Genomic DNA, 21888 nt, shown 5'->3' on the forward strand with positions numbered 1-21888 from the left:
AAATTTGTCACAACGGAAGCTCCCATCGGCTTCGGTGCGGGCCTGCGCGGAAGATTTCCGCCCGGACGAATACTCCGCACGGGTGGTCAACGCGGTGGTGACTTGAAATGTGGGGATCGGCCGGAACCAGCTCGAACGAGCGGCTCAAGAATTCGTTGTCGCACACAACGTCCGACATCAAACAGAACATTTCGGGTCGGCTCCGATTTCGCGAGTCGCGGCCCTTCGATTGCAAAATTCGCGCGCCGATTGGCTCCGGGTGCCCTCTTACACGATAACAGGTACCGGGAGACCTCCCATGAGACTGACCGCGGCCCTTCAACTCGTCCGAACCGTCGAGCGCGCGCCCGTGTGCGACACCAGTGACGCCGAACTTCTGCGGCGCTTCTGTCGGGACCGGGACGAGGGCGCGTTCCGGGAACTCCTACGGCGGTACGAGGCACTCGTCCGCGACGCGAGCCGGCGCCTGACGCGGGACCGCCACGCGGTCGACGACGCGGTTCAGGCGACATTCCTGACGCTGGCCCGGAAAGCGCACACCATTCGGCACGCGGAAGCGCTCCCGTCCTGGCTGTACCGCGTGGCGCGCTCCGTCACGGCCCGGCCCGTTGCGGTCGCTCCCGCGGTTACCGAACCCGTTGATCCGACCGCGTCGCCCCTGGATCAACTCTCGGTCCGCGAAGTCCTGGTCATCTTTGATGAGGAACTCGCACGTTTGCCCGCACCTCATCGGTCGGCCGTCCTGTTATGTACCATCGAGGGGAACACGGTCGAGGACACGGCCCGGCGCTTGGGGACGACGCCCGGCGCGGTCCGGGGGTGGCTCCAGCGCGGCCGGGAGACCTTGCGCCACCGGTTGGGGCGGCGCGGCGTGGAACTTTCGGTGGCCGTGTCCCTACTGCTGATCGACTCAACGACCGGGACCGCGGGAGCCGCACACGACGCAATCATGCGCGGGGCGATGGCGGCCCACCGTCCCGTGAGCGCGGTCACCCGGTTCTTGACCGGTTCGTCCGTTACCGCTGCGGTGATAAGCGTTCTGGTTGCGGGAGCCGTCGCGTCGGTTGTGTTGTTTTCTTCCGGGGCCAGTGCCCCTCCTCCGACGCCGGCACCGAAGGAAGAGGCGAAAGTTGGTACACAGGCGGATGCGCTGGTCACGCGCGACGGTCTCCCCGAAGGGGCGGTCGCGCGGATCGGTTCGCCGCGCTTGCGGCACGCGGGAGAAGTCGGCGCGATAGCCTTCAGCCACGACGGGCGGTGGCTGGCAACCGCTTCGCCCGCGAACGGGGACAAGTCGGTCTGTGTCTGGGATCTGGCCAACGGGAAGGAACTGTACCGCGTCCCGGTCGCCGTGGATCTGCACCAGAGCACCATGTGTTACCGGACGGTCGCCGTGGCCTTCACAACAGACGACAAACGACTGCTGGTTCTGGACGCGAACGGGTTCCGGTCGTTCAACGCGGCCACGGGCCGGCAGGAGTTGGAGAAGATTCTGTACACAGAAGCGGACCCAAACCAACGCTTCCCACCGAACAGCATTATTGGTACGGGTTTCTCTCCGGACACGAAAACGTTCGCCGTCGTCCGCCGGAACAGTGAGATGCTGCTCGGCGACACCGCGACCGGCGAGGTAAAAAGGACCATTGCAAAAACGACAACCTTCCCCGAGAACTGGCTCTACCATTACGCCGGCGTCCTGTTTACTCCGAGCGGGTCCGAAGTGTGCGCGCCGATCCAGGGGCACCCGATCTCGATATTCGACACCGTGACCGGAGAATCGAAACGATCATTTGCGCAGGATTTTGTTCGTCAAAGTGACTTCAACCACAACGCCGCGTTCGCGAAGGACGGGCGGGCGTTCATCACCATCTCTGGCACCGCGCAAGAGGGGAAGCCCCGCACCGGCACGGTCACGTTCAGGGACATCGCGACCGGCAAAGTGCTCCGGTCCATTTCGATACCGCCCGCGCCCAGCGTCATGAGCATCAGCCCGAACGGTAAGCTCCTGGCGGTTTCTACAGAATCGGACTCATCGAGCGAGATACGGGTGCTCGACCTGGAAAGCGGCAAGGAGCTCCAGTCCATACCATTCGCCTGGCCCGCACTCGTGGCGTTCTCCCCGGATTCCCGACTGCTCGCCAGCACGCGCCGCTACGAGGGGCGAGTAACGGTGTGGGATCTCGAAAAGAACGCGCGGCACCCACAGTCGGCGGACGAGTACGTGCTCCCGGCCCGCTTCGACGCCCGCGGCAACGTCGTACTGCGCCAGTCCAACCGGACGATCACGGTCGACCGGCAGAGCGGGAAGCTTCTGCAAGACAAGGCACACGGTCCCCAGCCGCCCTTCGGCGACATCAGGTCCGAGGACGGACAGATGCGCGTCGAGTTTGATATCCCGAAAAGTAAGCCCCGGCTCCCACTGGCAATTCTGGTTAAGGAAGTGGCCACGGACCGAGTGGTTGCCCGATTAGAAGGCGTGTCCAATTACCCGTGGCACACGACGTTCGCGGACCGGGACCGGTTGCTCGTAACGGTCACGCAGGACCATGTGCTGACGGTCTGGGACATCGCGGCCGGGAAAGCACTTTGGTCGGAGGCGTGTCCCGGGGCCTTCGGCTACAAAGGGATGGGGGTACCGTACTTCGACGCCGTAAACCGCCGGCTGGCAATCTGTTCGCTGACTCAAAACGGAACCGCCATCGACGTCTGGGAACTGCGGCGCCACAACCGGGTGGCTCGTGTGGAAGTTCCCGGGCGGCCACTGATCGAAGGGATCGCGTTCTCCGCGGATGGGGCGTTCGTCGCGGGCGGACCCGAAGACGTGACGTGCTGGCGGGTGTCGGACGGGCGGGCGATGCACACGCTGAAGGGGCACACGCCCAAGGAATCGTCCAACGATCTCTCGGGCATCAGTTGCGAGTTCTCGGCCGACGGGCGCAAGCTGCTCACGGTCGATGGGGCGGGCACGATCCGCGTGTGGGAATTCGCTACCGGACAGGTGATCCGCACGTTCTCCGGCCACAAGGGACCGACCGTCGCCCACTTCGCGCCGGACGCCCGGGCCATCGTGGGGGCGAGCTACGAGGCCCCGGTCTTCGTCTGGGACGTGTACGGGCTGGGAGCCCCCACCTCTTTCAACGCCGACCGAGTCTGGACCGACCTGGCAGACGCTTCACCCGCGACGGCGTTCCGGGCGGTGCGTGAGCTTTGCGCCTCGCCCAAGGAGGCCATCGCGCTACTCAAGCAGAAACTGGAACCGGAATCGATCGACCCGAAGGCAATCGTCGGGTGGGTCAAGGATCTCTCGTCGGAGCAGTTCGCGGACCGAGAACGGGCGACGGCCGAACTGGAGAAGCGGGGCGAGTCGATCGCGCAGTTATTACGGGAGGCACTCGGGGCGACCACGGACGCAGAGGCCCGTCAGCGCCTCACAACGATCCTGGGGCGAATCGAGCGCCCCTCTTCTGCGGCCCTGCGGCTCCGACGCGCGATGGACGCGCTCGAACACCTTGGTACGCCTGAAGCAAAAACGCACCTCGAAGCACTCAGTCGCGGCACACCAGGAGGATCGCGAACGATTCAGGCGAATGAAGCTCTGTCCCGGATTTCCGAGCGGTAGTGCGTTCCTGCAAAAATACGCAAGGCTTCTCGGACTCATCCCATCCGAAATCTCCGCAACCACGAACTCAACGGCCGCGGGTCACCCCACATCGGTTCGCCTCTTACCCACTTGGCTCGCGCGTTTGCATGGAACCTCGGGCGCGTTGTCCCTTCACAGCCCGAGTCCGAGCGGCTCGCGGCACCCAGATCTTGGGCGCCTCTACCCACCGGAGCGAGGCGTCACCAATCGCGCCTCGGACCAAGTTCAGGCGCGCCCGTTAATTATTCTCACCGACCGGCCCCGGGAACTCACGTCCGGCCGTTGTCGTTCACCGAGCACATGAAGGGCTCGTTCGGGCGCTCGTAGGTGCGGCCTTCGGTGTCGCCCACGGCGTGCTTGCGGAGCGAGAGCTGGTACATCTGCTCGCCCGCCGGGGTCGGGTAGTCGCCCGTGATGCACGCCCGGCACAGGGTCGAGGTCGGCAGGTCGATGCACCGCGCGACCGCGTCCACCGGGAGGTAGAACAGCGAGTCCGCGCCCAGCGACTTGGCCATCGCGTCCTGTTCGGCGACCGTCGGCACCTTACCCGCCATGAACTTCGGCGCGAACAGTTCCTTCACGGTACTCATGTCGATGCCGTAGAAGCACGGCGACAGGATCGGCGGGCACGCGACGCGCACGTGGATCTCGGCCGCGCCCCCCTGGTCCCGCAAGTGCTTGAGCAGGCTCTGCAGGGTCGTACTGCGGACGATGGAGTCCTCGACGAGCAGCACCTTCTTGCCGTGCAGCACCTCGCGCAGCGGGGTGAACTTGAGCCGCACCTTGTCCGCGCGGTTGCCCCCCTCGATGAACGTGCGGCCGATGTACCGGTTGCGGATCAGCCCCTCGACGCTCGGGATGCCGAGCGAGAACGCCATCGCGTCGGCCGCGGCCTTGCCCGTGTCCGGGACCGGCACGACCACCGTTTCGGACGGGTCGAGCGGGACGCGGTTCAGGGCGCGTTCCTGTTTGGCGAGTTCCTGGCCCAGGCGCGCGCGGCTCAGGTACACGCTGCGGTCGTCGAGCGTGCTGGCCACGTTCGCGAAGTAGATCCACTCGAAGAAGCAGTGCGCGGTGCGCTTGCTCTCCGCGAACCGGTGGACGCTCAGTTCGCCGTTCTGGATGAGGATCAGCTCCCCCGGCGCGAGCGACTTGATGCTCGCCTGGCGGAACCCGAGGTTCTGGAGCGCGACGCTCTCGCTGGCGGCCCCGAACATCGGGCCGTCCTGCGCGTACACCAGCGGGCGGATGCCGACCGGGTCGCGGAGCACCACCATGTCGCCCATCGCGTTCAGGAACGTGAGGTTGTACGCCCCGTCGAACTTGGCCGCGAGCCGGCGGAACACGTCCACGAGGTCGGGGCGCTCGTCGCTCCGCATCTCGTGGGCGAGATAGTGCATGATGACTTCGGTGTCGTTGTCGCGCGTGAGGTGGTAGTCGTGGTTCTGGAGGAGCTGCGTGCGGAGTTCGGCGAAGTTGGTGAGCTGACCGTTGAACGCGAACGCGAACCACTTCCATTTGCACCCGTGGCGCCGCTCGAACGGCTGGGCGTAACTACGGGTCTGGCCCCCGCAGGTGGCGTAGCGCGTGTGCCCGATCGCGGCCCGGCCCGCGTAGTCCTCCATGATGGAGGCGTACTTCGACGGCTCGTTGATCCGGAACGCTTCAATTACGGTGCCGATGTCCTTGTACGTGTCGATGAGCTTGTCGCGGTCCGGGTTGTAGGTCGCCATCCCAGCAGCGAGCTGCCCGCGGTTCTGGAGGTCGAGGAGCATCCGCGGCATCAGCCGGGACACTTGGTCGGGTGCGCCGGTCCACACCGGCGACTTGTCCGCATTCCGGGGAAGGTAATACAACGCCGCCACGCCACATTCGTGGTGCAACTCGTCCATGTCACCGCCGGGTAAAAAAGAAGGGCAGAGCGCGCTGGCCCCTGGTTCAGAATATAAGTCGGTGTAGGTTTCGTGAACAATCTCATCTCCGGGCACGTTCGTCGGAATCTCGTGGCACGAGTCACCGTTCCGACCGGTTGCCCGGTTCGCGCCGCGTGACAGACCCAACAAATTGGAGGGCTGCGATGTTCCGAACGATTCTCCCGTCAGCGCTGTTTGCGCTGCTTACGATCGGCTCGACCCCCGTCGGTGCCGAAGACAAAAAAGACAAACCGCGGGCCGATCCGCCCGCGACCCCGCTCGAACTCTCCATAACCGGTACGACGAAGTACACCTTCGACGGTCGGAACGCGGACGAACTCAAAAACCTAATTGAGTCCGCGGCAAAAACGGGCAAGCGCCCACCGGCGGCACCAGCAGTAGACCTTAGCATCGAAATCAAGAACACGTCCGATAAGCCCGTCGCGGTGTGGGTAGCGGGTGATCCGGTGGTACTTACCTGTACCCTCCAGGGAAAGGGGGCCTTAAACGTTGCCCCGCCACTGGCGTTTACAAAAGAGTTCCGCGGCCCGAAAAGTGTGGAGATTGCAGCCGGAAAAACGCACACGATTCCGGTCAAAACACTCGTCAGCGGTTACCGGGGCGCGGCGCACTGGGCCTACTGGCTCGAAGCGGGTGAATACGAACTAACCGCGACATTAAAGACGGGCGCGAATCCGGCCCCGAAGGGTGCAAAGGATGCGAACGACGGCTTCGGCGTGGTAACGCTCACGAGCGCCCCGCTGAAGATCACCGTTGAGGCGAAGAAATAATCCGGTTTAGTACAGCCCCTGTTTCAGCCGCCCGCGCGCGTGTTCGGGCGCGAGTGGTTGGAACAGAGCGCCACCGAGCCAGCCGCCGAGAAACCCGAGAAACAGTATCCCGCCGACGGCAGCGGCAACGGCCGCGGGGGCTGTTGGGGCGAGTTCGCCGAGTGATAACTGTCCCAACCAGAAGTTCACGGGGCTGAGCGCCTCACCTCGGAGCGCCGTCGCCCCGAGCACCCCGACCCCTCCCATTGCACCCGCTATTAACCCGTGCCGGATTCCCGTTCCGGTGCTCGCGCCGGCGATCACCCCGCCCGTTAACACGCCGAGGACCGCGAACTGCCAGGTGATGAATTTCGCCTGCCCCACGCTCCCCACATTCAGCATTCCGTCGGAATACCTCTGCATCCCCAGACGAAGTTGGTCGGAAGCCGCGACCGCGATCACCATGAGCGTCGCCCCGAACATAATTCGCGCCCACGCCGTCGGGCGCCCGGTGGACACGAGGGCGTCCGGCGTCAGGCACAGCGAACTGAGCTTTTGCGACACGGGAACCGGCATATCGAGTACGGGGACCGCGCCCCACACGCGCGCCGCGAACACGCCCGCGATCCCCCCAACGGCGACCAACACGAGCGGCTGAATGTACAGCACAAGATCACGAAATGGTGCCCCGGCCACGAGTTCGGCCGCGAGGAACAGCCCGCCGCACACACCACCGACGGTCGCGCCGAACACGAACCCGCCGACCCGACCGGCCGCGGCGAGCACGGCCCCGAAGATAACCGCCGCGATCTGGGCACCGCAGACGGTCGTTAATCCCTCGAACGAGGTCCACCACGAGTCCGGTTCCGGGTGCGCGGCGAGAACCGCTCCCATCGCCAGTTTCCGCAAACCGAGGTACAGCCCCAGCGCGAACACCGCGCCCACAACGACCCGGCTGAACGGCGTCGGTTCGGGCGGCGGACCGGCCAGATCTCTCAAATTCAGAGACTCGGCCGCCACTTCGTGCGGGAGCAGCAGCAACCCCGCGCACCGCGGGCACCGCTGCGTTCCGGCGAAGGCGGCTTGGCATGCGGGGCAAAACAGTTGCATGACTGCGGTTCCGGATGTGCCAAAAGGGTCCGTTTTGAACTTAGAACGCAATTCCCCCTTGTGCCTGGTCTTTACTTGTTGTGAACACGCGACCGGTACAATACGCTGCGGATGTTGCCCCCAACGGGAGGTTCCGTCCATGCGTCCGCTCGCCGTTGCCCTGCTCGTCGCGTTTGCCGCACCGGTATCCGCCGCCGATAAGGACGAAGAGAAAGTGAAGGACGTGTCCCTCGCTTTCCTGAAAGCCGTCAAAGCCAAAGACCTCGACGCCGTGATGAAGACGGTAGACGTGCCGTTCATTCTGGACGGGAAATCGGAACCGATTACCAAGCCCGAAGAACTGAAGGATGCCCTCAAGCCGTTTCTGGAGAAAGTGAAGCCGGAGAACGTGCCGACCGAACTCGGCACGCTGCTCGACGGACCCGCGCTGCGCAAGCAGTTTGAAGGCAAAGAAAAGGAACGGGAGAAACAGCTCGCGGACATCGAAAAAATCTTGGGGAAGACCGGCTACGTCATGCTGCTCGTGCGGGACGGGAAGGAGCGCGGGGGAATTCTGGTCCGCATTAAAGACGGCCAAGCAAAGGTCGTCGGGATACCAAAGTAACTCATGCCGCACGCCGTCGTCGTGGGCGGGGGGCTGACCGGGTTAACGGTCGCCTTCCGCCTCAAGCAACTCTCCCCGGACACAACGGTCACGGTTCTGGAACCCCGGGACCGGCCCGGTGGGAACATCGTTACGGAAGACCACCGCGGGTTCCGCGTCGAGTGTGGTCCGAACGGGTTCCTGGACCGCACCCCCGCGGTTCCGCACCTCGTGCGCGATTTGGGGCTTTCCGATCGGCTCATCGCCGCGAGCGACGGGAGCCGCAAGAACCGCTACGTCTTCGTCCGGGACAAGCTCCACAAGCTCCCGAGCGGCCCGCTCGGGCTGCTCACCACACCACTTCTCACCCGTAGCGGGAAGTGGAAACTGCTCACCGAACCGTGGCGAAAATCCGCTCCCCCGGGCACCGACGAGTCCGTTCAGGAGTTCGCAACGCGGCGCGTCGGTAAAGAAGCCGCGGACGTGTTCGCCGACGCGCTCGTGACCGGCATTCACGGCGGTGATCCGGGGCTTTTAAGCGTGGCCGCCGCGTTCCCCCGATTGCCCGTCATGGAGCGTGAAGCCGGAAGTGTGGTCCGCGGGTTCATGCGCGCGGCGAAGAAGCGGAAACGGGACGCCCGGGCGCGCGGGGAACCGGCTCCCGGCCCGATGAAGATGTGGTCGTTCCGCGAGGGCCTGAGCGTACTGATCGACGGCCTGTGCAAGCACCTCGGCGATTCCGTGCGGTGCGGGGTCGAGGTGCAAACGATCACCGAAACCGCGAGTGTGGCCCCGTGGCAGGTGTCCGACCACACGGGATACTCGTGGGCCGCGGACGCGGTCGTGCTGGCGTGCCCTGCTTACGAGCAAGCAGTGATCCTCGAAGACCTGAACCCGCAACTCGCTGGTGAAGTTGGCGCGATCCCGTACAACCGCATCGCGGTGGTGGCCCTCGGTTACCGCGCCGAGCACTGCCCCGGTGAGCACGACGGGTTCGGCTACATCGCCCCTCAAAATACCCGGCGCGACGTACTCGGCGTCCAGTGGTGTTCGAGCATCTTCCCGGACCGCGCCCCGCAGGGGTTCGTGTTGTGGCGCGCACTGTGCGGCGGCGTTCACCGCGCGGAACAAGTGGAATGGGACGATGAGCGCCTGGTGCGGGCCGTTCACGACGAGATCCGGCACGCGATGGGCGTGACCGGGGAGCCGGTGTTTCATCGCATCGTGCGCTGGCCGAACGCGATTCCGCAATACGTGATCGGGCACCTCGACCGCGTGGCCCGGATCGACAATCTGGCCGCCAAGCACCCCGGCTTATTCCTGACGGGCAACGCTTACCGCGGCGTCGCAATGGCCGACTGTGTGGAACAAGCCGAGGCCACCGCGGTTCGCGTCGCGATGCACTTTCAGCAAGGGGAAGCGTAAATCGCACCCGCCGTCAGGCACTCGACAACGAGTAACGACATGATCTCGCGAAAGAGGTGGGAAGCGGGCACCAGCGCGGGGGAAATGATTAGGTCCGCGCTCCACTGGGTCAAGAATCCCAAGCGGAAGGGCATGCTGTACCGGATCGCATTGGTCCGCCGAGTATGGGACGAGCTACCGTGGCTCTGTCAAACTCTTACCGACCTCGCCGAGCGCGAGGTCGATGGGCAATTCGATCCGTCTCTATTAGCCGCTCCCCTGGAGCACATCGCCGAAGGAGCATCCCTCTGCATCCAGTTTAGTCTGGACCGCGAAGCATCGAACGAGTTCCCTTCGTACTGCTTCGCGGACTACGAACGGTATCTACTCAACGCCGAGTTCACCAAACCGCTAGACGCGGATCGCGCCATTGAGCAAACCCCACTGCCGCGCCTTTATGAATTGACCTGGCTGGCCTACGGGGTTCACTTTATGGATGACAAACCGCGCGATATCAGTGCGAAAAGTGCGTTCGATTCCATCCCCATCCTCCGCGACATTTTCGGTAACCCATTCAAGCGCCCCAACTTCAAAGGCGCTTGGCGCACGGACACCGCGGTCACACTTGCTCGTGGGATGTACGAGTCGCGCGACTTCAGTGCGATGCCGATTCTGGCGGACGCCCTTCAGGACGCCGGATGTGATAACGACGACATCCTGACCCACTGCCGCGACGCCGACGTGCCACACGTGCGCGGGTGCTGGGTCGCTGATCTAGTCTTGGGCAAGGAATAACGGCAGACGCTCACGAGCCTTCACGCCGTCCAATCTTCCCACAACAAACTGGGGATACGCGCGAAGACATACGCCGCGTGTGCGCGGACGGCTGCGGTGACGTGAAGGTGGTTGCGCTGCAGCAAGGTCAGTGTGGTCGTATCGAGAAGGTAAATCGCCATCACCCGGCGTCCGGCACGGTGTTGTTTTGCCGACGATACTCTTCAACCGCTTGCACCCAATCATCGAATAGTGGACTTGCGCCGACCTTCTGCGCGGCTTCGAGAATCGCCGTGTGGTCCGTTACTGTCAACGTGCGCACCTGCCCGCGCTGGAGTTGAGCGACAACGAGTGTGCGAAGTGCGTCGACGGCCGCGTCCAGAGTCGGCCCGTCGGCCTCGAGGTCAAACGGACCGCCGGTTGAAGCACGGAAGCCAACTGACTGCGGCGAAATAAGTACGGGGAGTTCCATGCGCCCTCCAGAAAAAGGTCACAGTTTAAGATACCACGGACGCGCGCACTTCGGCAGCCGACCGTCCCGTTGGCGCTGAATTGAACGTACTTGGTGGGCAATCAGTTCCCGTCGCCGACGCCCCAGTGGAAGGCCATCGCGTCGAGCTTGTCAATGACAGCCGCGAGTGGCGTAGGCGTCTCTCTCAACCCGAGATCGCGTTCGGACACAACGAGCGCGTTGCGGAGCGTCGCGGAACCGGCCGCGTCACCGGTGTGAAACACCAGTCGATCGAGCTGCGCTGTTCGCGCCGCGAGGATCTGAAGCAGCGCCATCAGCGTGCGGTGCCCGCCGTAAGCCCCGCACCCCCAGTACCCGGTGTGGACGACTACTTCCGGCGATGCGGACAGTCGGCCCGATTCGATCCGCGCGGCCAGAAAGCCCGTGTGGGCGGTGCGCAGAACGTACTCGATCGCGCTCCGCGTGTAGCGTCCGGATCCGCCGGTCGGTGCCTCCATCGCGAGCACATTGGTGATTGTCGGCGGAACGAGTGCCTCGGTCGCTCGCGCGATCACGTCGGGCTTCGCACGGGCGAAATTGTTGCCGTACAGCCCGAACGGGCGACCGAGCGCGGCGTCCGGGTTAATCGCCACGCGACACCGCCGCTCCACTCCTGTGACCAGAACCGGGGTCGGTGACCTGTCTTTGACGGTCAGTGGCTCGACGCCCGATTGCAACAGCGCTTCACGCAGGGAACCCAGCGCCGGGTGCTCCGTCACCTGCATTTCGTCTTGCGCGAACAGTCCTCCGCCATACGCACAGAACAGATCGTAGTGGGAGAAGTTCAGGTACCACTCCACGCGCCCAAGGCCCGCGGGCACAGGTTCGTAGCCGAAGTAGTCCTCACGCGGCTCGATGGTTGTTGCGTTCTGGGGCACTTCCGAGGGCGGGGCGACCGCTGCCCAGCGCGAGAACGTAACGCGCCCGGAATGAACCGCGTCGGGCGGGCACGAGATGCCGTACACGACTTTCTTGTTCGGGTGGCTGAACCGCGGCGGGAACTCCGCAACGAGCGCAACTGCATCGAATTCCCGGCGGCAAATCGGTTCGAGCGTTTCGGACATGACACGCTCCGCGATGAGTTGAGCATCTGTTATTGAACCATCACGTTCGCGATTCTCGCCTCCTGAATCACTTTGGTAAATAGTCCGCGCTCAAGACAGTGGTCAATCCGCTTTGTGACTTGCTGGAGATGGCCCGACTGTTCACCCAAAGCGTTGAGGGCCGGGGAGTTATTCCCCGGCCCTCAACGCTTTGTCTTCCTTCAAGTTACCGCTCGTTTTCGCCATTTCCTCGCGGCGGCGACGGCTCCAAAGCCCAGCAACCCGATTATCCCCGTAGAGGGCTCTGGGGTGTGTTGCGGGGGGCCGACCGGCGGTTTGTCCACCGGAACCGGCGGGCCGACCGGTGGGTTGGGTGTTTCGGGTTCGGTCGGTGGGGTGAGCGTTTCCCTCGGGGGCACGAGGCTCCCGGGCCAGCCGTACCAGTAAAATGCGTGCGCTTGCGTGTTGATCGCCAAAAGCACGATCACCGCCCCCCACATTCGCCAGTTGCCGCGCGGCACACGCATTGTCGTGGTTCCACTCACGCCAAATCCTCCGACACTCCCGCAGCGCGCCTCATTCCAAATTCACTCATGAATGTCAACATCGATTCCGTGCGGGGATTGCTCTTGTCCGGGGCCCGCTGATACTGTTAATTCCGTCTAACGTCTCCTGGCCCCCACCGGCCGGCTCGTCCGGCCGTTACTTGCGGACGGACCATGTCAGAGAACGCGAACGAACTGATCGCCTATTCGCTGCACCCGAACCAGCCGGCGGACGTGTTTCCGGAGCCGGCGCCGATCCCGCGCGACTGGATGGACAACGCGCACCAGCGGCACCCGTACCGGTGCCTACCGCTGGTGATCGCCAACCAGTGCGGGTGGGTGCTGCGCAGCCCGGTCGGGTTCGAGGCGTATTGGTACGGCGGGCCGGGGAAGGGCGACCTGGAGCTGCGCTTCGACCGCCCCGACAACCGCATCGTGAGCCACTTCGGGAGCGGCGTCATCACGTTCACGATCCCGTTCTTGTTTCGCACGCCGCCGGGAATCAACTTGTGGGTGAAGGGACCGGCGAACTGGATCAAGGACGGCGTGCAACCGCTCGAAGGCGTGGTGGAAACGGACTGGCTCGCGTCCACGTTCACGATGAACTGGAAAATGACGCGCGTGTGCGAGTGGGTCCGGTTCGAGCAGGGCGACCCGTTCTGTATGCTCGTTCCGGTACCGCGCGGACTCATCGAGGGTTTCGTCCCGCGTGTGGTCTCGATCGAGTCCGAGCCGGAACTGAAGAAACAGTACAAGCAGTGGGAAGAGAGCCGCAGCGGGTTCCTCGTGGGGCTGACCAGCCAGAACCCCGAAGTCGTAGCCCGCGGGTGGCAGAAGGACTACTTCCAGGGCAAAACGATCGACGGCAAGTCGGTCGAATCGCACCAAACGCGGCTCAGCGTGAAGCCGTTCCAGGAAAGTCCCAAGTCGTAAGGTCGAAAGTCATAAGGTCGAAACGCCGCCAACCTTACGACTCGGGACTTAAGAAGCTCAGCGAACTGCTTCGATCTTCGTCTCGGAAGTTACCGGGCCGGAATCCGTTTGCACGGTGGCTCTCACGACAAGAGGCGCGTTGAACGGCCCGGCGTTCGGTGCGAACTTCAGCACGAGTTCGCCGTCACCCTTGTCGGCCGCGACAACGAGCTTGGCGGCGGTCACTCCCCTCACGTGCTCGGGCAGCACCAGTTCCACGACTGCGGGACCACTCAAGTTCTTGCTCCGACTGACCTTCACCGCCAGCTTCACTTCTCCTTCCGCGAGGATACTGGTCTTCTCCGCGCTCACGTCCAGGCGCCCGGGGCCAACGACGACAATCATTTGCTGATTCTGCTCCACCGAACTGAAACTGACGGTGTGCTCGCGCCCGTCGATCGGATCGCGTACCTTCGCGGTCGCCATCACGCACACGCGACACGTGCGTCCCATCTCCATCCACGGTGGGAGGAACGCGGGGTACGCGAACTCGGTTTCGCCCGGCTTTAGTGTGAGAACCGGCCCGGTCACGCCCTGGAGGTGCCGCGCCTGCCGGTCCGCGAGTTGTATCTGAATCGGCCCGTCGAAGCCGTTACGGTCGATCGCGTATCTGCGGTGGTACGTTTCGCCGCGAGGGGCGCTGGTCATCACGTATTGGTCGACGATCTTGAAGGGCGTCGGGAGCGCAACCTGAAGCCGCATATCGGCGACACCGGAGAACGTCGCGCTGCTGTGGTGAACGGCTAGCCCGTCCGCGCCGACACAGATGAGACGGAGCGGGTGAGTCGCGATACGCGCGTCCGCACCGGCCGTGAATACCAGATCGGCACTTTGCTGGTTCGTGGCGATCCGGATCGTAGAGGCCGTAATACCCGTTGGCAGATCCACTGCACCGACAACGATCGGCCCGTTGAACGTACCGAACCGTTCTGCGGTCACCTTCACTTTAAGCGTACCCGCACGCGGCACGGTAAACACGTCGGTCGTTGCCGTGAGCTTGAAGCCGGGTTCGAGTTTCTCAGGGGCGTCCAACACGCGCAACCGGTACACGAAGTTCGCGCCAGCGCGCCCGCGGAACTTCTCGCCCACTTTTACCGTGTAAACGCCGTCGGTCGGTGGGCCGAACGCGAACGGCGCGGGATCACTGTTTTCGGTGCCTTCCGCGCGCTTCAGTTCCTTGCCGGTTGCGTCGAAAATCGTGACCACACCACACAGCGGCGACTCGTGGCGCCGGGCTTGCAGATCGAAGGTATAGCTCCCGGTTTTCTTCAGATCGAGTTTCCATTCGTTGACGGCGCCGGGGCGCTCGATCCGACCGTTCAGTGCGATCGGAGCTTGTAACACTGGGGCCGCGTCGAGTGCGTCCTTCAACCCGTCCGGCTTCGCGCGGAGCGGGTAGTGGAACTCCGGCACGTTCTCTGCGGTGATCGTGAGCCGGTACACGTATGCGGGACCACCGAGCGCGCGCGCGTCGGTGACGCGCACGCGGTACTTCCCCGCTACCTTCGGCGTGAACTTTACTGAGCCGTCCGTCCCGACACACGGGTGGAGCATCTGCTCCGCGACCACATTTCCCTTTGCGTCGAGGATGTCCAGCTTCGACACGAGCGGCGAGTTCAGCGATTGCGCGTGAACGAACGCGGTGACCGTTGTGCCGGCCGCGGCGTCGAACTCCCAGAGGTCGATGTCCTCGCGCGGGAAGATGCGCCCGTTTGCCGTGACGGGCAGCTTAATGGGTGTGGGGATCGGGTCGCCGTCCGTTTCTTGCTCCACCACTTCGGGCAATTCGCCGACCACGAACCGCGGTCCGCTCGCGGCCCCTTGCGCCGTGAACACGCGCACGCGGCGCGAACCGAGGGGGGCATCTTTTGTGAGCGCGACGTTTCCGCGCAGGTCGGCCGGGTAGTCTTCTTGCTGCTGGGACTCGGGGAGCGGGAGGAGCGGCCCCTCGAACCACACACGTTTCGCGTGCGCGAGGTGCGGTGAGTGAGTGATTCCCGGCCCGGTTACTTCAAATGCCGGCTTATCGTAGAGGAACAGCCCGCCCACGCGGACATCGACTGGTGTTCCGCGTTGCGCTCCGGCCGGGAAGATGTAACTGACCGTGGGCGGATTGGCGAGGACCACTGAATCGCTGGCAACCGCGGCGCAAAGGCACAGAGAGAACAGGAGGCCGAACGAACTACGGTTCCCGGTCATGATCGTTCTCGCGCTTGGCTCTGTGACTCGTTCCCGTTGAACTGGTGCGTGTAGTCATTTGTCTTGTGGCACAGGCCTCTGGCCTGTGGACGCGCTCACACAGGCCAGAGGCCTGTGCCACGAAATACAAAAGTGGGCGGGTTTCTCAGACGTTCACACTAACTCGGTCATCACCTTGCCGTTGTTGACCAGCGCGATGGGACGGCCGTCGGGCGTGTGGGCCTCGTCCTTCGGGTCGATGCCCATGCACGTGTACATCGTTGCGAACAGGTCTTCGGGACCGTAGGGATCACTCGCCGGCTTTTCGGCGCGGGCGTCTGTCTTGCCCACCACCACACCCGGCTTAATGCCCCCGCCGCCGAGCAGCACCGTGAACGCCGGCCCCCAGTGGTCCCGACCCGCGTTCTTGTTGATCCGCGGCGTGCGCCCGAACTCGCCGGTCACCACCACCATCGTCGAATCGAGCAACCCGCGGTCGGAGAGGTCGCGAAACAGGGTGCTGATGGCGGAATCGTACATCGGGAGCAGCGAGTTCTTCAGCACCGCGAAGTTGCCGTCGTGCGTGTCCCAGTTCGAGTGGTCGATGGTCACGCACCGGACGCCGGCTTCCACCAGTCGGCGCCCCATGAGGCACGACTGGCCGAGCGAGTGGCGCCCGTACTCGTCGCGGAGTTTGTCCGCTTCCGCGTGGATGTTGAACGCCTCTTTTGCTTGGCGCGACGTCATCAGGTCGAACGCTTTGTCACGGAACGCGGTGAGCGCGCCGGCAGTGGGGTTCGCTTTCACTTCCGCGCTCTTGTGGAACCGGTCCACGGTTTCGAGCAGCTTTTTGCGGTCGTCGAGGCGGTTGCTCGCGATGGCCGGCGGGGGTACGAGGTCCGGTACACTGAAGTTCGGCGCGCTCGGGTCGGCGTCGATCACGAAGGGTGCGTGGTTCGCGCCGAGGTAAGCCGCTCCGCCGCTCGGGTGAACTTTCGGCAGGGCGACGTAGGCGGGCACAGACCCCTTCGGGCCGAGCTTCTTTGACACGACGGACCCGACGCACGGGCGCTGGTTGTTCGGGCTGAGACTCGGATTGAACCCGGCCGCGGGGAAGTACCCCGTGAGGATGTAGTGGTCGGCGGGGCCGTGGTCCGAGTTGTGGTGGCGGAACGAGCGGATGAGCGAGAACTTGTCGACCTGCCCGGCCACCTTCGGCAACAGGTCGCAAATCTGGAGACCGGGGATCTTGGTTTTCGCGGGGCTGAAATCCCCGCGGAACTCGGCCGGCGCATCCGGTTTCAGGTCGAACGTGTCGATGTGGCTCTGCCCGCCGTGCAGAAAAATGAAGATCAGCGACACGTCTTTTTTTGCTTTCGCCTCGCTCGATGCGCGTAGCAGGTGCGGCAATCCGAGTGCGGAGCCAAAGAGCGCCGCGGTGCCGACGCGGAGCGCGTCGCGCCGGGAGAGACCGTCACAGAAAGGAATCGGCATAGGAACCTCGTTAGCGAACTTGCTCGCTAGGCCGGCTGGTACTGTCGAACGGTTTGGCAACGGTAAGGGGAACCCCGCCCGCAAGGGCGGCGGGTGGTTGCCTCTCATTGCGACCGCCCGCAACCTACTTGTGTCAGAGCAACTGCTCTTGTCGCCGACCCACCGCCCTTGCGGGCGGGGTTCACGGCGGCCGCACGTGACGGTCGCGCCAATCACCCGAACAGACCCACCACCGGTTTTCCGTCGCACAATCGGTGCGGGCGGTTCTCGCGGTCGGGGATCATCGCGGCGGGATCGACGCCCATCGCGTGGTAGATCGTCGCGAGGAAATCGTCCGGCGAAACCGGGTTCTCGGTCGGGTACGCGGCGATCTTGTCCGTCTTGCCGTACACCTGACCGCCGCGGATGCCGCCGCCGGCGAGAAGTGCCGTTTGTGCCGCTCCCCAGTGGTCGCGGCCCATGTCCTTGTTGATCTTCGGCGTGCGCCCGAACTCTCCTGCAACCGCGACCAGCGTGCGATCGAGCATCCCGCGGTCGCCCAGGTCTTCGAGCAGTGCCGCGAGTGCGCGGTCGAGCGGCGGGAGACAGTATTTTTCCTTCAGCATCGCGTACCCAGTGATGCTGCCCAACCCGCCAGTGCCGCCGTGGTTGTCCCACACGTTCGCGACCCCGCCGTTCGGCATGATGTACAGCCAGACGACCGAGACCACCTTTACGCCACTCTCGACCAGTCGGCGCGCGAGCAGGAAACTCTCGCCGTACTCGTTGCGGCCGTAGTGGTCGCGCAACCGGGACGGCTCCTTGTTCAGATCGAACGCTTCACGCACCTTCGGCGCCGCAATCATTTGCATCGCCTGGTTGCGGAAGTCGTCCAGCTCGCTCCCGCCGGTCTTCTGGAGGTGCGCGTCTTGCTTTTGGAGCAGTTTGAGCAACCCTTCGCGGGCCGCGAGGCGCGTTTGAGTCACATCCGGTGGGAGCACGTCCGGGTGCGCGGCCGGCTCGCTCGATTTGTTCGCGGCGAGTTTTTCGAGCGGGTCGAATTTCGGCCCCAGGAATCCCGCGTAGGTGCCCGCGTATGTCACGCCGTCGTGTCCGACCGGGCGCGGGATGGTTACGTTCGCGGGCACCGCGCTCGGCTTGGCGAAGTACGCGAGGGCCGACGCGAAGCTCGGCGGGTGCGAGCGCTTCCGCGGGTTGCGCGGCGAAACGAGCGTCGGGTCTTTGTGCCCCGTGAGCATGTGGTACACGCTCGGCTCGTGGTTGTTGTCCGCGTGCGAGAGCGACCGCACCAGCGCCACCTTATCCGTGTGCCGCGCGAACAACGGCATCTGGTCGCAGACGCGAATCCCGGGCACCGCGGTGTCGATCGGATTGAACAGCGACTTGATGCCGGAGGGCGCGTCCGGCTTCATGTCCCACATGTCCTGCTGGGGCGGCCCGCCCCACAGGAATATGAAGATGCACGAGTCCGCGGTCCCGCTTTTAGCGGTAGTGGGTGTGTTCGCGCGGGCTTCGAGGAGCGTCGGGAGCGCGAGGCCGCCCGCGCCGAGTTGCCCCAAACGAATCATCGCGTCGCGGCGGTGGAGCATGAGTCAAAGCTCCTGGTGAACCCCGCCCGCAAGGGCGGTGGGTGTATGGGACTATCGATGTACCCGCCGCCCTTGCGGGCAGGGTTCACCTGCGGTCTGCGGGCCAGTGCCTAATGGTTGAACAAGAACTCCGTGCTGTTCATCAGCGCCCAGGCGAGGTCTTCGGTCGCAGCGCGCCGATTGTTCGCGTACTTCTTCAGGTGCGTCATGCCCGTTGTGGTTTCGTCCGAGGTCGGGAAGCGCGAGTAAAACGTCAGGTACAGTTCCTCGATCAGTTTCACATCGTCTTTCTGTGCGCGAACCAGTTTCGCGACCGTGCCCGCTTCGTGGGTGAGCTTCGCCTGAATCTCGGTCGAGTTCAACAGGTTGAGCACCTGGCTGACCGACGGTTCGCGGGTGCGCTCGCACTCGCACGCGGTCACGCGGTTGGGGCGCCCGAACAGTTTCAGGAAGTCGCTGCGGGCCTTGCTGTCCCACAACTGAACGGCCCGCGTGACTCCGGGTGAACCGGTGAATTTCTCCGGCACCCCTAGCGACTGGGCGATCATGTCGAGCAAAACTTCCGCTTCCGGTCGGCGGAAGTAGGAGCGCGAGAAGTTGCGCTCGTCCTTCTCATTGGTCGCGTTGGGAGCGGCAGAGGTCTGGTACGTGCGCGACGCGGCGATGAACCGGATCAACTTGCGCACATCAAACTTGTTCTCGACGAGGTATTTCGCGAGTGCGTCGAGCAGTTCGGGGTTACTCGGCGGGTTGGTCGCGCGGACGTCGTCGACCGGTTCCACCAGCCCGCGCCCGAACATCCACGCCCACACGCGGTTCGCGAGGTTCCGCGCGAAGAAGGCGTTATCCGGCTTGGTCATCCACTCCGCGAGTGGAACGCGCCGATCGCCCGCAGGATCGGCCGCGGGCATGTCGGTGCCGAGCGCGTGTGCGAAGACGGGTTTCTGCGTGCGCGGGTGCGTGGTGGGCCCGGTGCTGAAGAACGCGGACATCCCGTAGTAATCGGACTGCTTCCACCGGTCGAACGGGTGGTGGTGGCACTCCGCGCACGCGATACGGACCCCGAGGAACACTTGCGAAATTGTTCCCGCGATTTCACCCGGCTTCGTCACAACCTTGAAGAAGTTCGTAGGCCCAACCTCGTTCACCGGGCCTTCCGCGGTGACGAGTTCGCGCGCGAACTGATCGAACGGTTTGTTCGCGGCGATCGAACCACGAATCCACTTGTAGTAGAGGTGCGCCCGCTGGTGCCCGAGCGGTTCGCGGTCCACGCGGAGCAGGTCGGCCCACCGCAGCGCCCACAGATCCGCGAACTCCGGCCGGTCGAGGAGCGATTCGACGAGCTTCGCGCGTTTGTCCTTCGCACGATCCGAGAGGAAACTTCGTGCTTCTTCCGTCGTGGGTAGTGTCCCGGTGAGGTCGAGAAACGCTCGCCGGAGGAAGTCGGCATCGCTGCACACGTCCGATGGGGCAACGTTCAGTTTCGCGAGTTTGGCGTCAACGAGTTTGTCGATGAGATTGAATTGCGGGAGCGTGTTTTGTACCGGGACGCCGGGCCGCGGAACCACCACGCGGAACAGCCCGACTTCGCCGAGGTACGCGGCCATCACCGCGGCCTCACCGGGGACGTCGTGTGTACTGACCGCCCCGCCCGCACCGACGCTCGCAACGGCTTCGGTGTTGCTCTGGAAGCGGCAGTGGCGCGTGACGTCTTTTTCGCTGCCGTCGGTGTACTTCGCGAACACTTTCAGTTGCTGTTCGGCCTTCTGGCCCATTACGCGCTCGGCCGGTTCCACGCGAAGCGCGACCACTCGCGGCGCGTCGGGTGAACCCACCGGAGTGCCCGCCGCGATCCAGGCCCGCAGCACGCGATAATCATCGTTCCCCGCGGGGAGCTTCGTTCCGCCGCCGTGTGCGACGCGCCCGCTGGCTTTCCGCAACAGCAGACTTTCATCCGGCGACGTCGGGAGTACGCGGCGCCCGCGCCCCTCTTTGGTGAGGGCAGCGAAATCAGCTTCGGGGTCCGACGCGAACACGGAGAGCTTGAACCCGCCTTGTCCCTCTGCTTTCCCGTGACAGCCGGACGTGTTGCACCCGTATCGACCGAGAACCGGCAGGACGTCGTTCTCGAAATGGATCGCGGGATCGCCGACACGATCATCGGTGGCCCGCGCGAGGCACGGCGCCGTGAGGAGAAGGATTGGCAGGAAGAACCGCATGGGGCGGCGTCCGGTGTGCGTGGCAAAATCGGGTGTGACCGGGCGTTTAGGAACGTCCCGGCAGTCTCGGCGGGTAACTGACTCGGGCCATTTTGCCGCGCTGCGTTCGCCGAAGCAACAGAAATGCGGCGCAGCGTCGCGGTCGGGGTGCGCAAGCCGGTGGTCCGACCGTGCCTCAAGACAAGAGCAGGGGGGGGGAGCCGGTGCCGGCGCGGTGTGTCACCCCGCGCCATTGCGCGGCGAAAAAGGACCGCGGTGCCTACCGGTGGTCACGAGCGGACGAAAGCTACCGGCGCTAAGACGCGCACCCCGGAGCTACTAGGTGCGGTAACGAATTCCGGCGACCGGGCCGGAGAGTCCGGTCGCATTGATTGGGGCCGTGCGCCCCGTCCTTCGGGCCGCGCACGGGGTTCAGGTGGTCCTTGGAAACATCTCTAAACGTGTGCCCTTACTTGCCGGCTTTGGCGGCGACGTACTTGGCCTCGACCGCCTTCCAGTTCACCACGTTCCACCACGCATCGATGTAGGACGCGCGGAGGTTCTGGTACTTCAGGTAGTAGGCGTGCTCCCACACGTCCACGCCGAGCACCGGCACGAGGCCCTCCATCAGCGGGCTGTCCTGGTTCGGCTTCTTGAGCGCTTCGAGCTTGCCGGAGGTCGGGTTGTACACGACCCAGCTCCACCCGCTGCCGAACTGCGTGAGACCGTTGTTCTTCACCGTGTCCTTGAATTTGGTGAAGTCGCCGAACCCCTCTTTGATCGCGTCCGCGATCTGCCCGGTCGGTTCGCCGCCGGCGCCCGCGCCCATGATCTCCCAGAACAGCGTGTGGTTGTGGTGCCCGCCGCCGTTGTTGATGACGGCCTGCTTGATCCCGGCCGGCACGCTCCCGATCCCGCGGAGCAGCGTCACGATGTCCTGGTTCGCGAGGTCCGGGGCCGCTTCGAGCGCCTTGTTCAGGTTGTCCACGTAAGCCTTGTGGTGCTTCTGGCTGTGGATCTCCATCGTCTTGGCGTCGATGTGCGGTTCGAGGGCGTCGAAGGCATACGGCAACGCGGGGAGTGTGTGTGCCATTGAAATTCCTCTAATAAAGTGAGACGGCGACCACGCGGGCACCCGGTTCGGGGCGCCCAACCACCTCAGTT

At 64.3% G+C, this 21888-nt stretch carries 16 protein-coding genes; 6 read left to right on the forward strand and 10 right to left on the reverse strand.

What is annotated here, in order from left to right:
- Window positions 1-298 precede the first annotated feature (298 nt).
- The gene (locus VT84_RS04870) at window positions 299-3619 is read left to right on the forward strand and encodes a sigma-70 family RNA polymerase sigma factor (RefSeq protein ID WP_082838718.1); all 3321 of its coding nucleotides are present in this window, start codon (window positions 299-301) and stop codon (window positions 3617-3619) included.
- 290 nt (window positions 3620-3909) lie between these two features.
- Here VT84_RS04870 and VT84_RS04875 read toward each other — a convergent pair whose 3' ends face one another.
- A complete protein-coding gene (locus tag VT84_RS04875) occupies window positions 3910-5532 on the reverse strand; it encodes an amidophosphoribosyltransferase (protein ID WP_052560491.1) in 1623 nt (540 codons plus the stop codon).
- Window positions 5533-5717: 185 nt separating this feature from the next.
- Here VT84_RS04875 and VT84_RS04880 point away from each other — a divergent pair, with 185 nt between their 5' ends.
- Window positions 5718-6344, forward strand: coding sequence for a hypothetical protein (locus tag VT84_RS04880; protein ID WP_082838719.1), 627 nt, complete (start codon window positions 5718-5720; stop codon window positions 6342-6344).
- A gap of 6 nt (window positions 6345-6350) precedes the next feature.
- On the opposite strand, the gene VT84_RS04885 is transcribed toward VT84_RS04880, so the two are convergent.
- The gene (locus VT84_RS04885) at window positions 6351-7433 is read right to left on the reverse strand and encodes a hypothetical protein (RefSeq protein ID WP_082838720.1); all 1083 of its coding nucleotides are present in this window, start codon (window positions 7431-7433) and stop codon (window positions 6351-6353) included.
- 139 nt (window positions 7434-7572) lie between these two features.
- On the opposite strand from VT84_RS04885, the gene VT84_RS04890 reads away from it, so the two are divergent.
- The 3 genes from VT84_RS04890 to VT84_RS40490 are packed head-to-tail and all read left to right on the forward strand — an operon-like array spanning window position 7573 to window position 10215.
- Window positions 7573-8037, forward strand: a complete 465-nt coding sequence (locus VT84_RS04890; protein ID WP_082838721.1) for a hypothetical protein — start codon at window positions 7573-7575, stop codon at window positions 8035-8037.
- Window positions 8038-8040: 3 nt separating this feature from the next.
- On the forward strand, window positions 8041-9441 hold the full coding sequence (hemG, locus tag VT84_RS04895) for a protoporphyrinogen oxidase (RefSeq protein ID WP_082838722.1): 1401 nt from the start codon (window positions 8041-8043) through the stop codon (window positions 9439-9441).
- 39 nt (window positions 9442-9480) lie between these two features.
- Entirely contained in the window at window positions 9481-10215 is a 735-nt protein-coding gene (locus VT84_RS40490) for a hypothetical protein (protein ID WP_239465691.1), read from the forward strand.
- Between the two features lie 160 nt (window positions 10216-10375).
- Here VT84_RS40490 and VT84_RS04905 read toward each other — a convergent pair whose 3' ends face one another.
- The 3 genes from VT84_RS04905 to VT84_RS42115 form a co-directional block, all read right to left on the reverse strand.
- Window positions 10376-10666 carry a hypothetical protein gene (locus VT84_RS04905; RefSeq protein WP_082838723.1) on the reverse strand — a complete coding sequence of 97 codons (291 nt, stop codon included), beginning with the start codon at window positions 10664-10666 and terminating at the stop codon, window positions 10376-10378.
- A gap of 101 nt (window positions 10667-10767) precedes the next feature.
- Window positions 10768-11769, reverse strand: a complete 1002-nt coding sequence (locus VT84_RS04910) for a hypothetical protein (protein ID WP_082838724.1) — start codon at window positions 11767-11769, stop codon at window positions 10768-10770.
- Between the two features lie 200 nt (window positions 11770-11969).
- Window positions 11970-12275: a PEP-CTERM sorting domain-containing protein gene (locus VT84_RS42115; protein ID WP_082838725.1), complete on the reverse strand. Its 306-nt coding sequence runs from the start codon at window positions 12273-12275 to the stop codon at window positions 11970-11972.
- 192 nt (window positions 12276-12467) lie between these two features.
- Between VT84_RS42115 and VT84_RS04920 the strand changes: the two genes are divergently transcribed.
- Window positions 12468-13226, forward strand: a complete 759-nt coding sequence (locus tag VT84_RS04920) for a DUF6065 family protein (protein WP_052560500.1) — start codon at window positions 12468-12470, stop codon at window positions 13224-13226.
- Window positions 13227-13283: 57 nt separating this feature from the next.
- On the opposite strand, the gene VT84_RS04925 is transcribed toward VT84_RS04920, so the two are convergent.
- The 5 genes from VT84_RS04925 to VT84_RS04945 form a co-directional block, all read right to left on the reverse strand.
- Window positions 13284-15464, reverse strand: coding sequence for a hypothetical protein (locus tag VT84_RS04925; RefSeq protein ID WP_082838726.1), 2181 nt, complete (start codon window positions 15462-15464; stop codon window positions 13284-13286).
- Between the two features lie 153 nt (window positions 15465-15617).
- Window positions 15618-16937, reverse strand: coding sequence for a DUF1501 domain-containing protein (locus VT84_RS04930; protein WP_052560503.1), 1320 nt, complete (start codon window positions 16935-16937; stop codon window positions 15618-15620).
- 212 nt (window positions 16938-17149) lie between these two features.
- Window positions 17150-18526, reverse strand: a complete 1377-nt coding sequence (locus tag VT84_RS04935; protein ID WP_052560504.1) for a DUF1501 domain-containing protein — start codon at window positions 18524-18526, stop codon at window positions 17150-17152.
- Between the two features lie 110 nt (window positions 18527-18636).
- A complete protein-coding gene (locus tag VT84_RS04940) occupies window positions 18637-20745 on the reverse strand; it encodes a DUF1549 domain-containing protein (RefSeq protein ID WP_082838728.1) in 2109 nt (702 codons plus the stop codon).
- A 448-nt stretch (window positions 20746-21193) separates the two neighbouring features.
- A complete protein-coding gene (locus VT84_RS04945) occupies window positions 21194-21817 on the reverse strand; it encodes a superoxide dismutase (RefSeq protein WP_052560506.1) in 624 nt (207 codons plus the stop codon).
- Between the last annotated feature and the right edge of the window lie 71 nt (window positions 21818-21888).

Source organism: Gemmata sp. SH-PL17 (assembly GCF_001610855.1).
Taxonomy (GTDB): Bacteria; Planctomycetota; Planctomycetia; order Gemmatales; family Gemmataceae; genus Gemmata; species Gemmata massiliana.

Coding starts and splice junctions, on each gene's coding strand:
- VT84_RS04870 (WP_082838718.1), top strand. CDS start 299: ATGAGACTGACCGCGGCCCTTCAACTCGTCCGAACCGTCGAGCGCGCG.
- VT84_RS04875 (WP_052560491.1), bottom strand. CDS start 5,532: ATGGACGAGTTGCACCACGAATGTGGCGTGGCGGCGTTGTATTACCTT.
- VT84_RS04880 (WP_082838719.1), top strand. CDS start 5,718: ATGTTCCGAACGATTCTCCCGTCAGCGCTGTTTGCGCTGCTTACGATC.
- VT84_RS04885 (WP_082838720.1), bottom strand. CDS start 7,433: ATGCAACTGTTTTGCCCCGCATGCCAAGCCGCCTTCGCCGGAACGCAG.
- VT84_RS04890 (WP_082838721.1), top strand. CDS start 7,573: ATGCGTCCGCTCGCCGTTGCCCTGCTCGTCGCGTTTGCCGCACCGGTA.
- hemG (WP_082838722.1), top strand. CDS start 8,041: ATGCCGCACGCCGTCGTCGTGGGCGGGGGGCTGACCGGGTTAACGGTC.
- VT84_RS40490 (WP_239465691.1), top strand. CDS start 9,481: ATGATCTCGCGAAAGAGGTGGGAAGCGGGCACCAGCGCGGGGGAAATG.
- VT84_RS04905 (WP_082838723.1), bottom strand. CDS start 10,666: ATGGAACTCCCCGTACTTATTTCGCCGCAGTCAGTTGGCTTCCGTGCT.
- VT84_RS04910 (WP_082838724.1), bottom strand. CDS start 11,769: ATGTCCGAAACGCTCGAACCGATTTGCCGCCGGGAATTCGATGCAGTT.
- VT84_RS42115 (WP_082838725.1), bottom strand. CDS start 12,275: ATGCGTGTGCCGCGCGGCAACTGGCGAATGTGGGGGGCGGTGATCGTG.
- VT84_RS04920 (WP_052560500.1), top strand. CDS start 12,468: ATGTCAGAGAACGCGAACGAACTGATCGCCTATTCGCTGCACCCGAAC.
- VT84_RS04925 (WP_082838726.1), bottom strand. CDS start 15,464: ATGACCGGGAACCGTAGTTCGTTCGGCCTCCTGTTCTCTCTGTGCCTT.
- VT84_RS04930 (WP_052560503.1), bottom strand. CDS start 16,937: ATGCCGATTCCTTTCTGTGACGGTCTCTCCCGGCGCGACGCGCTCCGC.
- VT84_RS04935 (WP_052560504.1), bottom strand. CDS start 18,526: ATGCTCCACCGCCGCGACGCGATGATTCGTTTGGGGCAACTCGGCGCG.
- VT84_RS04940 (WP_082838728.1), bottom strand. CDS start 20,745: ATGCGGTTCTTCCTGCCAATCCTTCTCCTCACGGCGCCGTGCCTCGCG.
- VT84_RS04945 (WP_052560506.1), bottom strand. CDS start 21,817: ATGGCACACACACTCCCCGCGTTGCCGTATGCCTTCGACGCCCTCGAA.